This window comes from Dokdonella sp. (assembly GCF_041395345.1).
Lineage (GTDB): Bacteria > Pseudomonadota > Gammaproteobacteria > Xanthomonadales > Rhodanobacteraceae > Dokdonella.
Genome location: NZ_JAWLAR010000011.1, coordinates 48083 through 60593, shown reverse-complemented (window position 1 = coordinate 60593; position 12511 = coordinate 48083). Strand labels below are relative to the sequence as shown.

Here is a 12511-nt window from a genome sequence, read left to right as displayed (position 1 = left end):
GTGGCGCAAGCGTCATGGTGTTCAGAAAGTTCGCCATGTGTGCCGCGCGGTGCGCATGGCGGGCCTTCCGAGCACCACCCGTTTCAACAACAATCAACCGGTTGGGCGACGCCTGTCTGTGCACATCTCTTTGTTGCGCACCCTTGAATGACGGCCATTCCATCGGCGCCAGCGCGCCGCGATCTGCACGCAGGCAGGTCTGGTGACGATTGCGCCACTGGGTCAGCGTTGCCTCGAAGTGTGTGCAAGCAGGCGGGACGCTTTCACAAGACCCAGGGAAGCAACTGGGCTTGATCCTCATCTCCATAGGCGTGGATCCGCTCGCGGTCCAGCCAGCCGAGACGCTGCCTGCGCAGCTCGTCACGCCGGGCACTGTTTCCAGACCGGTCGAGCACATCAAGCCACACGGCAGTACAACGACTTCTTAGCAAAGCCCTTTCGTCGGTTACTGCATCGATCTTCTCGCACAACTCTTCAGCCATCAGAACAAGCTGATCGGGCGGATCCACAGCGAAACTCATCCGGTCGAGTTGCAGTTGCAAGCAATCTGCAGCATCGGACTGCTGCGTTACGGCACAATCAGCGATCGCCTGGTCAAATGATTGCAGCGCAGCGTTGATCCCGCCCGCCCGAGCTTCGGCGTGGGCAAGAAAACTGCGCCAGGTGATGACCAGGGATGGATTGACCTCACCACTCTCTGTCGCGTCACGAAGCAGTTGTCGATAGGATTCAAGTGCCTTCGCGTGCCTGCCTTGGCGCGACCACAATTCACTGAGCGCCTGTCTGGCAATCATCGCGGTCACACTGTTCACCCCGCTGGCGCGTTCTGCATCCCGAACGGCCAGGGTGAAGGGTGCTTCGAGGCCATCCAGCTCACCTGCGCCGAGCGCGGCGAGATGCTGCATTGATCGAAATGATGCCAACTTTGGATGGTAGTCACCAAAATGGAGCCTGTACTGCTCGACGGCCTGGGTGAACTCTGGCAGAGCCGCGCGGTATTCGCCGCGCCAAAAGTGACAACTGCCCAGATTGTAGTGGCTGCCTGCACGACTGGCCGTATCCGCGAGCGCACTCCAGGCATCCCTCGTAGTCCGCATCCGCTCAAGCAGGTCGTCATCGCATTGACCTGCTGCATAAAGCAGTGTGCGTTGCTGCAGCGATTGCAGACCACGGAACGCGACATCATCGCGCTCCTGCTCAATGCCGATGCGCAGCGGCACAGCAAACGCTTCAAGGGCGTCCGCATAGCGGCCCTGATTGACCAGGGCTGTTCCCCACACTTCCTCAGCCTGAAGGCGCAGCGGCGCGCTTTCCGGCAGGTTCTCGCGAATAGCGGTGACTACCTCCTGCATCGACTTGAACGCCGTTGTCGATTGGCCTAGATCCTGGACAATGCGCGCGGCTTCGAAGCGCGCAGCCAGCTCGGCATTCAGGTCGCCGGTCCGTTGGAACTCCTGGCGTGCACGCTCTACCAACGACGAGGCTTCCTGCAAACGCGACATGCGGCGGTTGATCTGGCCAAGCAGCAGGAGCATTTGCGCCGCGTTCGCGCTGCCGCTGGCATCGAGCAGGTCAACCGCAGGATCGAGCCATTGTTCGCCAAGCAAATCGCGAACCGCGTCCACCGGAGCCAATGCCAGCAATTGCTCCGCAAGCTGATCGCCCGTTGTGGGTAGGCCATGCTCCATATCGCGGCGGTCCTGCTTTTCAGCCATTAATGCGACCAGTCGCGCGCTGAAGCGCGGCAGGTCCATGCGGGTCAGCAGATCGCGCTGGAATGCAACGGTCTTCTCCAGCTCAACCTGACGCCCGGTGGCCAGATCGCGCTGTTGTTGGGCAAGGTCGAGTGCCCGCTGCGTCAACAGCAAGCCTGCGGCCAGCGAAACCAGAACCAGGGCTCCCAGAAACACGGCGAGTCGGTGACGTCGTACCACGCAGCGCATTCGATAGAAGCCCGAATCCCCAACTGCCAGCACAGCCTGTCGTTTCCTCCAGCGCAGCACCTCGTCAGCCAGTTCCGCAGCGGAACCGTAGCGACACTCCGGATCGGTTTGCGTGGCTCTTGCAACAATGCACGACAACTCATGCCATCGAAATCCAGACACGCCATCATCGCTTGACGGTTGTGCCGGCCAGGATGGCGGTTGCCCTTCACGGATGCGGCTTCGAATCTTCTCGGCTGGCAAATCCCTGCAGGCTTCGAAATCGCGATAACGCTGCCCGGTAGCCAGTTCGTACAAAATGACACCGAGCGCGAACACATCGCTGCGTGTATCCAGGATGGCGCTTGCAGTGGCCTGTTCGGGACTCATGTAGGCAGGGGTACCAACGCTCTGCGCATGCCCCGCGCGGCTGAGACTTCGCGCCACGCCAAAATCAATCAGACGCGGCTGCCAGCCCTGATCGAGTTCCGATACCAGTACATTGGACGGCTTCAGATCGCAGTGCAGCACGCCGCGACGGTGCGCATGTTCGACCGCCCGGCAGACGCCCTCGAACAGGACAAGGCGCATATCCAGCGATACGCCATGCTTCCTGACAAAGGCATCAAGCGTCTCTCCATCAACGAATTCCATGGCGAAAAAGGGCGTGCCATCATTGGTGGTCCCGGCATCAAACAACTGGGCGATTCCCGGATGCGACATGCGTGCCAGCGCTTGCCGCTCTACTTCAAACAGAGCTCGGGCTGAGAGATCCAGTCGCGTGCCCTGGGCCAACTTGATGGCGACGTTGCGCTGCACCGGCGCGCTCTGTTCCGCTAGATAGACTTGCCCCATGCCGCCACGACCCAGTAGCCGCTGCAACCTGTACCGACCGAACTGCTGGCCACCCCAGTCGCGCAGTTGCCCGCCGGAATCGGGCGCCAGCAGGGCCTCACTGAGGTCGATCAGGTCAGTGGCATCGTCGCCGCGCATGGTCAGTGCTTGCCCCGCGGATCTTCAGAAAGCGACTCACGCGTGATCTCGTGTTCCTTGATCTTCTTGTAATAGGTGGTCTTGCCGATCCCCAGCAAGCCGCGCGCAATTTCCGGATCTCCCCCAGCTGCATCAATCGCCTGCTCCAGCGCGACTCGCTCGGCCCTGGCCACCGCATCGGCAAGACTCTCGACCTGCCCTTCACGAGCAAACGTCAACGGTGCGCGCCCGGCATCGACATCGGCCGTGCCACGGAGGCGCGGCGGCAAGTGCTGGCGGTCCAGTGTTTCACCGTTTGCCAGGAGTGCCGTGGCGCTTTCCACTGCCTGTCGCAGTTCGCGGATGTTTCCGCGCCACTCTGCATGGTAGAGATCCTGCAAGGCTGCTTCAGTGATGCCCTTGCCATGGATACCCGCATTGTCCAGCGCACGATGAAAGAAATGTATGGCCAGTGGTGCAATGTCGAAGCGGCGTTCACGCAACGGCGAAATCACGCTCTCGAATCCGGCAATTCGATGATAGAGGTCCAGTCGAAACTGCTTCTCCTCGACAGCCAATTGCAGATCACGATTGGTGGCACTGAGCAAGCGCACATCAACCTCGATCAACTCATGACCACCGACCCGATGGATGCGTCCGTCTTCCAGCGCGCGCAACAGACGCACCTGGGTTTCCATGGGCATGTCACCGAGTTCATCAAGAAACAGCGTTCCTCCATGGGCACGCTCGAACACACCCGGCCGCGCTGTCACACCGGTAGCCGCACCCTTTTCGACACCAAACAATTCGGCTTCAAGCAGATCACGCGGCAATGCGGCGCAGTTGATCGCGACAAACGGCCCGGCCCGACGCGGAGAGACTTCATGCACCCAACGCGCAAGCACGTCCTTGCCAACCCCCGTTTCGCCGAGCAAGAGGATGGCCACACGACTGCGGGCAACCCGCCCGAGCGCTTCGAGACGCCGACGCAGGATGGGATCGGCAGTCGCCACGCCAGGCAGCGAATGCGGCATGGACGCCGGCACGGTCTCCGGCTCCTTCGGCTCTGGCAGCCATGCGAGCAAGCCGGTCAACATCTCGACCAGATGTTGATCCACATTCACCGGCATTGCCGGGCCACAGATCCGGTAGCGACCGTGCGCTGCAAGTATCTGCCCCGCCGCCGAAGGATCGCCCAACGCGCGAAGGATCAGTCGTTCACCTCCAGCGTCCAGTTGTTCGATCCTCAATGCATCGACCTCGAGAATGCTGCGTGACGCAGACAGAATTGCATCACAAACCTGCCTGAACGTCTCCGCCTCGCTGGCGAGTGACTGCCAAAAGGCATCACGCAGGCGGTTGCGCAAGGTAAGCATCTGGGTGCCATCCAGCGCTGGGGTATGGACGACTTCAGCACTATCGGCATGCGGTACTGCAGCAGACTCGACTCGATAGCCCAGTGCATCGAACGCAGAGTCGCTTTCAGTCAATCGCAGACGCAGGAGGCCAACATCAACCATGGCGTCATGCCTGATTGCGATGCGCGAAATCCGCTCGCCATCTACGCGGGTGCCATTGGTTGATCCAAGATCCTCGACGACAACGCCACCATTGGGAAGCACATCGAACACGGCATGTTCACGCGACAAGCCATTCATGGCGACGTGGATCTCGCATTCAGGGCTGCGTCCGATCCGGTAGCGCCCGACATCGAGTTGGCGTCGGGAAAGCTCAACGGAGGATGGCTCCATTACTTCAAGATGAACGCGAAGCCGCTGCATCAGAAACCCCCTGCTCCCCACGCCTGCAAGCATATCGCGCCAGTTCGCGTTTGCGAACAATCCTTTGGAGGGTACCCGCCACAGTTCGGACCCGCGAACAGGAATAAACTCTATCTTGTTGTTTTTCTTTCAATTATTGATTGGCACGAAACGTGGTTCGTATTGCGCATCCCTAACCACGGAGCTGCATCGAAATGCGCCTTCCAAGCTTGCCCATTTTTGCCCTGCTCGCCCTTGCCATGACCACCGCGTATGCCCAATTCCCCCAATTTGACACCAGCTTCGGTATCAATGGCGAGCTTGAGAATCCGCTCCCGTCGCTGCCAGGCATAGATGGGGATCGCGAGTTCAAGGCTGCCGCATACGATCACGAAGGTCGCATCGTGATTGGCGGAGACGATGTTGAGTCGGGCTTTTACCCGGTTGCGCGGGTTGGTCGCCTGTTGCCGAGCGGCCTGGCGGATGCCTCCTACGGCAGCGCCGGTGTCGCCACGCTCAGTCGCGCTGCTGTGAATGGCATGCGTGTCAATGACATTCTGGTTTTACCGGATGGTAGTGCCCTGGTTTGCGGAACCGCTGAACTTTCCAACCGAAAGGCCGGCTTTGTTGCCCGGCTTGACATCAATGGTCAGCAGGACGTGATGTGGGCTCCTGGCTCATTCGATGGCGTGGTGCTGATGGGTCACCCCGATGTGCAAAATTCCGATTGCAACGCAGTCGAACAGCTTGGCGATGGTCGAATCGTGCTTGGCGGCTCTGCCGATATCGACGGTTTCGCGGGTCGGGCGCGCTATGGCTATCTGGTCATGCTTGATGAGCGAGGCTACTACGACCCGCGATTCCAGGGCGATGGCTACCTTGTGTTCCCATCCATTCAAAACCTCGTGCTGAAGACCGTATTCGCGATCTCCGAACAGCCTGGCTTTGGGCTGCTGGTGGAACTTGGCGAATTGGACACGTCCCGACAGACCAATACCTTGCGGGTCGGCTATGACGGCAATATTGACACCGGCTTCATACCTGCAGTCGAATTCCAGTCAGGCCCCTTCAACGGCTTTTCCGCGCCCATCGGCAGCGAACTGCTTTGGCCCTTGCCCGGCGGCAACTTCCGCACAGGCATGCCACGCCACGATCAGGGCACTGGCTATCTTCCAGAGTTGCTGTGGGCCGACTGGCCCACCAACGGAGGCAATAGTCCGTTGACGCAGCAATCCATCACAGCCGTTGGCGCCGGCGGCCGACTCAGCTTCGGAGGTGGCGCGCTGGGACCGGATGGTCGGGTATTGATGCTGAGCCAGAGCCTGCGCCAACCAGGGACTTGTCAGGTCGACAATGCCTATCTAAACATCACTCGTCGCCTGCACGACGGCAACGCCGACACCGGTTTTGCCGCCAATGGCCAGTTTGAATGGTTCCCCTCAGCGAGCTTCAATTCACGTTGCGACAACGGGGTGGAGGCAGGTCGTGATATTGCCCTCAACCGTGCCGGGCGCATCCTTGCCATCTCCAGCATCGCCCAGGGCTATCCGAACACTAGCAGCACCACCACACGTCTGCGTCCACTGCTCACGCAGTTCGTTGGCAACGCATTTTCGGCTTCTCCCTGGGATATCCAGGCGAACGCAATCAGCTTCAATGCAGGCTCAGCACGGCCCAACAGCCGCGCCGAGTCCGATTTTGTCCAAGTCACCGGGCTGGGGAGCGGCGTGAACGTGCCTGCTTATCCGATCAACGGCGATCTGCGCATCGGCTTCGGCACCTGGTCGAGTGCGCCGCGTTGGGTCAAGAACGGCGACTGGCTGCAGGTACGCGGCACGGCACCCGCCAGCGATGGCGGCAGCAGCATCGTCCAGCTCTACGTTGGCGGCATTCGCGGCCACAACACCTGGAGTTCGCTCGGTGATCGTGTGCGCGCCGACTTCCAGATCAACGCCAATCAACCTCCACTCGATGGCACCCGTTGTTCGAGTAGTGGCATCAACGGCAACTGTTCGGCCGCGATTCCAGATCAGGGCTCGGTCAGCAGCATGATCAACCTGATCAATGGCGGCAGCTGCAATTACATCAACAGCGTCCGTGTCGGCATCGACCTCAGCCACAGCTACCTTGGCGATCTGCGTGTCACGCTGACCGATCCGAATGGGCAGGTCTTCATAGGCGGCAGTGAGGGCATCGTCAGCTTGCTCAATCGTCCGCAGTCACCGGCCAACAGCAGTGCCGGAAGCTGCGACGAGAACAATGTGCTGGCCATGTTCGACGACACGGCTGGTCTGCCCGCACACACCTCTTGCGGAATCCCGGTGATCGATCCGGCCCTGTCGGGCGAACGCCAGCCATTCACCGCCCTGTCCCAACTCGCCGGACGCCGCACCACCGGCAACAACGGAGCCAGCAGCAACGGCATTTGGACCTTGACCATCGAAGACCTCGCCGGTGGCGATAGCGGTCAGCTCAATGACTGGACCCTGGATCTGGACTGCACGGCTTCTCCACCCGCCATCGCCGATCTCGGCGTGACGGTCAGCGGCAGCGTTCCCGTCGGTGGCGATACGATGAATCTGACCTGGACGGTCACCAACAATGGTCCGGTTGCCACCAGCAACGGCCGTTTCCGCTCCAGCCTGCCGACCGGATTGACCGACCGCCTGGACAACCCCGGCTGGGCTTGCGTCACCTCCGCCGGCGGCAGTTGCAGCGCGCCGGCCTGGTGCTCGGGTGTGTGCCTGGGCAGCGAGATCGATGTCGGCCTGAGCTTGCCAGTTGGTGGCACCGCTACTGTTTTTGCCACAGGCACCCTGACCGAGTTGGCCAGCTCGGGAAACTTTGTTGTCAACGGTCAGGTAACCTCGCCCATCGCGATTGGCGGCACCCGGGACAACAATCCCGGCAACAACGATGTGCAATTCAGCCAGCCGATCACGCGCGTAACTGACATGGCGGTGCTGGCAATGAACCATAGCTGGAACGGGCAAACCGTCTCAATCAATACCAGTTTCAACGATCTCGGCCCAAGTATTGCCGACGGTGCTTCCGCCCAGATCGATCTGCCTGACGGCCTCACTGTCACCAATTTCGGCTGCCAGCGCGGCGGCACAGCCTGCGCTGGATCACTGCAGCTGCTCGCGGGCAATTTGCTCAGGCTCGACAGCACAAGTCTGCTCCCCAACCGTGCGCCGATAATCCTTGCAGTCACCGCGAGCTGGCCTGGGTCCACCTCGCCCGGCCAGGTCGCGGCAATGATCGATCAAGACATCGCCGCCAGCGATCCGGATCTGAACAACAATCTCTTCAACTTCATCCTCACCGCGCCTGTTCCATCCGACCGGATTTTTGCCAACGGGTTCGATTGATTCGCCAGTGATGTGGTCGGCCAACCCGTTCGGGGCGGGCCGATATCGTGCCATCGAAGCGGGCGACGGTTTGAGGCAACGCCGATCAAGTGGCGCAATCGTCACGACACCTGTCTGCGCACAGACAGGTGTGGCCCAACCGGTTGGTGTTCAGGGAAAAGGGTGGCACCCAGAAGGTCCGCCAGTTGATCAGCGTTGCCTCAATTCACCGTCACCGTGATCTTCTCCGAAACAATCGGCGGATCGAATTGCATATGCATTGCATCAGCCAGATCGAGCTGCAGCGTGTGCTTGCCCGGGCTGAGCTTGATCGTCGTTTCGGTTTGTCCGCCACCAAAATGCACATGATTGGCGTCGGCCGGAATCGGCATGTCCAACGGGGGCAAATCGTCGACATCGATCAGAAGGTGGTGATGCCCGGTACCTTCCTTCATGGTTCCGGCCGGAGACACGCCCATTCCGCGCAATCCGAAGCGAACCGTCAACTCCTGCCCCACGACTTCGCCGTCTTTCGGCGATATGAAATAGAGTTCGACCCCCTCGGGTGCCTTGGTTCGTGGCAAGGTCGAGGTCTTCGCCTCATCCGCCCACAACGCCTGGGACCCAAGTAGCGATCCGGCCAGCAACAGTGTTGAAAGAAATGGTTTGCTCAATTGCATGATATTTCTCCATCAGGGTCGAAACCGATCATAACGCTCGCGGCCTGAGTCCTGGCCGAATGCATCCACACACCGCATCACGCCAGATTCAGCAGGCAATACCTGCTTCAAACATGGCGAATTGTCGCCCAGGACAGAATAAGTGTTGACGCTGAGGCCAGCACTCCTTATTCTCTCGCGCCTCCCGGGGCCATAGCTCAGCTGGGAGAGCGCTACAATGGCATTGTAGAGGTCGGCGGTTCGATCCCGCCTGGCTCCACCAGGTTTCTCTATGCGTCCCCATCGTCTAGAGGCCCAGGACACCGCCCTTTCACGGCAGTAACAGGGGTTCGAATCCCCTTGGGGACGCCAGTGACGATTCGGCTCGCGAAATCGGGTTGGATCGGTGAGAATAGCGGATTGCGCAGGATGCGCTGAAAAACGTGGAGCGGTAGTTCAGCTGGTTAGAATGCTGGCCTGTCACGCCGGAGGTCGCGGGTTCGAGTCCCGTCCGCTCCGCCACTTTTCGCGATAAGCCCCTGATTCTAGGGGCTTTTTCGTTTTTACGGGAAGCTGTTACTAGTTTCGTTCCCAAACACGCCAGCTATTCAAATTTGACTTCGGCTATGGCCACCGTAGTCGCGCCTTCTTTCCATTCGCTCGGCACCTGTTTTGCTGCAAAGAACCTATTCGGTTCCTGCTGCCACACATATCCCGGCTTCAACGGCCCATTGTTCCGTGAAACGGAAAATGTCCCATCCAAGATCGGATAAAATTCTTCCTCGGCAATCGTGTTGCCTTCAGCGTCTTGAAAGTAAACGACGACTTTCAACTCTGAAACAGTCTTATCGCCTTCGTTCTTGATCTTGAAAGTGACACCCGGGATGCGGCCATCCGTTAGCGAACTGTGATACTTCGCCGTCCAGTCATAGATCTTCAACTTCGTTGCGTATTCTGATGCATTCTCAGCGGCCTCCACGCTTTTCACGGACTGCAGCGACTTCGCATCTCCGTTTCCACTCAAGGCCCGCGCCATTCCACCCATCGCATCAGTAAATGCTGAAGTCATTTGATGCTTTAGGTGCTCACGGCCAATGAAGTAACCAAAAAAAAGGCCTACAGCGAGTGCTATCGCAATCTTTGCTTTGACGTCCATCATCATTCTCCCCTGCAAGTGACAGTTAAGTAGACTTTCTATCACATAGGAAATTTCCTACGTCAACCATCTGTGAATTTGCAGTAGGTTCCAGAATGACGAAACCCGCCAGGATCACCCGTGGCGGGTTTCGGGCCGTTGTCCGAACGCGGACTTGGCCAATGCCGATTTCCCTTGCCAGCTCGGCAAGCTGGCGGCGACGGGGTAAGGAGGGAGTGCGCGGCCCCGTTCGCCACCTCCGCGCGCTATTCGAGTTTGCGAGCGTGCAACAGCAATTCGCGGTTGCGCGTTCCCATGTTCATGATGGCGGTGATGTTGTATTCATCGCCCTTCCAGATGATGCGGTCGACCGGCTCGACGCCCTCGCGATAGCGGAGCGTGAACTTGACGGTCGACTCAGCCTGAACCTGTTGCGCGGCGAAGAACTCCCGACCAGCCAGCGGATCGATGCGCGCGTATGGCGTGGCATAGGTGTGCCAGGTGGTCGATACATAGCCGGTCGCCGGGTCTGTCGTGTGCGTGGGCCGCTGTAGTTCAATCTGGTGCGCAAGTTGTTGTGCAGTGAATGTCATACGAAGATCAGCCCTCGGTTGGCGTAGGGGTCGGCTGGCGCAGCTTCGGCAACCATCATTCGGCCTATGGCCATGCACGCAGCGACGATGCCGTCGATACGTTCGGTGGACTTCGCCTTGCTCGGCTTCAGGTTGCCGGCGGCATCCATCTCGACAGTGACGTTCGATGCCATCCATCGAAGGACAGGGTGCCCGGCATGGTTCAGTTCCTTGCCGACGATGCGCCGTTCCAGTTCCTTTGTCGGTGCGCTCATCGATGCGAAGCCCTGCCCGAATCCGGTCATGGTGAATCCGTCGCCCGACAGTTGCGTCGATATCTGGGTCGCGTTCCAGCGGTCGAATGCAATGTCGCGGATGACGTAGCGTTCGGCCAGGCGGTTGATATCCTCCCGCACTACGTCATAGTCGGTCACAGCGCCATCGGTGACGGTGACGAAGCCCTGTTGCGCCCATACGTCATATGGCACGCGGTCGCGCCTCACACGCGCTTGCATAGCCTCTCGTGGGATCCAGAAATGCGGAACCAGATGCACCTTGCTGCCCAGCGGGAATGCGAGCACCAGGGCCGTAATATCGGTTGTGCTGGCCAGGTCCAATCCGCCGAAACATTCAGCGCCGGTCAGATCAGGCAGCGGCGTGTTGCACACGTCCCAAGCATCCATCGATATCCAGCGGGAATCCTGTTCAGTCCACTGATTCAACAACAGCCGGCGAAACGTGTTTTCGTAGGCCGGCATCGCTTGAGCCTTCGCGCATTCCTGCTCGAAGTAGTCGACCTTTACGGATATGCCCAGGCCAGGGTGCGCCTTTGCCCAGGTCGCCGGGTCTTTCCAGTCGTCATCCTTGCCGGCCTCGAAGATGACAGGCAGGAACGAATCATCCTTGACGATGCCGTCGCGGACTTTGCAGGCGTGGTCGTATAGCTCGTAGCACAACGAATGCCGGTCATAGCCTGCAGTCGTGGTGACTACGGTAAGCGGTTGTCGACGTGCGCCGGTTGAAGTGGTCAGCACGTCCCACAGTTCCCGACCAGGCCAGGCGTGCAATTCATCCGCGCCAATATAGGACGCGTTCAATCCGTGCTTGCTGTAAGCCTCGCTCGATATGACCTTGTAACTGCTGCCCGTGGCCGGGGTCACAATCGCACGCTTGTAGACTTCCGACCGGGACAGCAATTCGTCTTCCGACTCGACCATCTGCCGCGCGGCCTCGAAACACAATGCGGCCTGCTCCCGATCTGCAGCGGCGTTGATGACCTGCGCGCCGGGCTCGTTGTCGCAGTACAGCGCATACAGGGCCAAGCCTGCAGCCAGGGTCGTTTTGCCGGCCTTGCGTGGCACGATGATGAAGACGGTGCGATAGCGGCGCGTGCCGTCGGGTCGCTGCCATCCGAATATCCGGCGCACGATATCGGCTTGCCATTCCGACAGCACGAATGGCTGGCCTCGCCATTCCCCGGTCGTATGCGTCAGGCATTCGGCAAAGAACGCGACAGCGCGTTCGGCCGCTTCGGCATCGAAGTGGAAGCCCGAATCAGGCGGCGAAGAATCGGTTTTTCTTTTCCGTGCCATCGCTCGGTGCCTTGTTGGCGATGATCCGCGAACGGGTCGCCGGGGTCATTCCCATTTCGCCAAGCATCTGGCGAAGTTGTCCGACCAGGCCGGTGTTGACCTTGCCCTCACGCGCGCCGGCAATGAAGACGGCGAACGCTTCGCAGTAGGCGAACAATATGTCGCGGTCACTGGCCTGCATGACGCCCGATTGCGCCAACATGGGTGCGAGTCTTTCCCAATGCGCGCGGGCCGCTTCCGTCAGTTCATCCGGCGCAGTCAGATCAAAGTCGCCCGTCTGCGGTTCACGGTCATTCAGTGGCCGTTTGCCGGGATTCCCTGCGATCAGCTTCAGGGCCGTGGGTTTCGGTCGGTCGCCCCTCACGGCGAATCCTGCGGCCTTGCGCGCGAAGGTTGGGCGACGTGCCGTGGCCTTGAACCCTCCAGCGATTTTTCGCGGTTCCAGTGGTGGTTCGGGTCCAGTGGGTTGCCGTTCGCATCGCAGCCAGTCACCTGCCCGCCTGCGGTCTTCTTGGAGTGACACGGCTTGCACAAGCTGGCCAGGTCGAT

At 59.9% G+C, this 12511-nt stretch carries 8 protein-coding genes, 3 tRNA genes and 1 pseudogene; 4 read left to right on the top strand and 8 right to left on the bottom strand.

Annotated features, from left to right (window positions below; all coding sequences use genetic code 11):
• Positions 1–263: 263 nt before the first annotated feature.
• The 3 genes and pseudogenes from R3F00_RS11250 to R3F00_RS11240 form a co-directional block, all read right to left on the bottom strand.
• Positions 264–1754, bottom strand: coding sequence for a hypothetical protein (locus R3F00_RS11250; protein WP_371281984.1), 1491 nt, complete (start codon positions 1752–1754; stop codon positions 264–266).
• Between the two features lie 447 nt (positions 1755–2201).
• Positions 2202–2777, bottom strand: a pseudogene (locus R3F00_RS11245) (serine/threonine-protein kinase); the annotation flags it as partial.
• Between the two features lie 140 nt (positions 2778–2917).
• Positions 2918–4645, bottom strand: coding sequence for a sigma 54-interacting transcriptional regulator (locus R3F00_RS11240; protein WP_371281884.1), 1728 nt, complete (start codon positions 4643–4645; stop codon positions 2918–2920).
• Between the two features lie 224 nt (positions 4646–4869).
• Here R3F00_RS11240 and R3F00_RS11235 point away from each other — a divergent pair, with 224 nt between their 5' ends.
• A complete protein-coding gene (locus tag R3F00_RS11235; RefSeq protein ID WP_371281883.1) occupies positions 4870–8025 on the top strand; it encodes a hypothetical protein in 3156 nt (1051 codons plus the stop codon).
• A 200-nt stretch (positions 8026–8225) separates the two neighbouring features.
• On the opposite strand, the gene R3F00_RS11230 is transcribed toward R3F00_RS11235, so the two are convergent.
• Positions 8226–8684 carry a DUF4399 domain-containing protein gene (locus R3F00_RS11230; RefSeq protein WP_371281882.1) on the bottom strand — a complete coding sequence of 153 codons (459 nt, stop codon included), beginning with the start codon at positions 8682–8684 and terminating at the stop codon, positions 8226–8228.
• A gap of 186 nt (positions 8685–8870) precedes the next feature.
• Between R3F00_RS11230 and R3F00_RS11225 the strand changes: the two genes are divergently transcribed.
• The 3 genes from R3F00_RS11225 (at position 8871) to R3F00_RS11215 (ending at position 9185) form a co-directional block, all read left to right on the top strand.
• Positions 8871–8946, top strand: a tRNA-Ala gene (locus R3F00_RS11225).
• Positions 8947–8959: 13 nt separating this feature from the next.
• Positions 8960–9035, top strand: a tRNA-Glu gene (locus tag R3F00_RS11220).
• A 73-nt stretch (positions 9036–9108) separates the two neighbouring features.
• Positions 9109–9185, top strand: a tRNA-Asp gene (locus tag R3F00_RS11215).
• A gap of 82 nt (positions 9186–9267) precedes the next feature.
• On the opposite strand, the gene R3F00_RS11210 is transcribed toward R3F00_RS11215, so the two are convergent.
• From R3F00_RS11210 to R3F00_RS11195, 4 genes are all read right to left on the bottom strand, one after another.
• A complete protein-coding gene (locus tag R3F00_RS11210; protein ID WP_371281881.1) occupies positions 9268–9819 on the bottom strand; it encodes a hypothetical protein in 552 nt (183 codons plus the stop codon).
• 245 nt (positions 9820–10064) lie between these two features.
• Positions 10065–10391 carry a phage head closure protein gene (locus R3F00_RS11205; protein ID WP_371281880.1) on the bottom strand — a complete coding sequence of 109 codons (327 nt, stop codon included), beginning with the start codon at positions 10389–10391 and terminating at the stop codon, positions 10065–10067.
• A complete protein-coding gene (locus R3F00_RS11200; RefSeq protein WP_371281879.1) occupies positions 10388–11962 on the bottom strand; it encodes a terminase large subunit in 1575 nt (524 codons plus the stop codon). The genes R3F00_RS11205 and R3F00_RS11200 overlap by 4 nt, the downstream gene beginning before the upstream one ends.
• Entirely contained in the window at positions 11925–12326 is a 402-nt protein-coding gene (locus R3F00_RS11195) for a P27 family phage terminase small subunit (RefSeq protein WP_371281878.1), read from the bottom strand. The genes R3F00_RS11200 and R3F00_RS11195 overlap by 38 nt, the downstream gene beginning before the upstream one ends.
• Between the last annotated feature and the right edge of the window lie 185 nt (positions 12327–12511).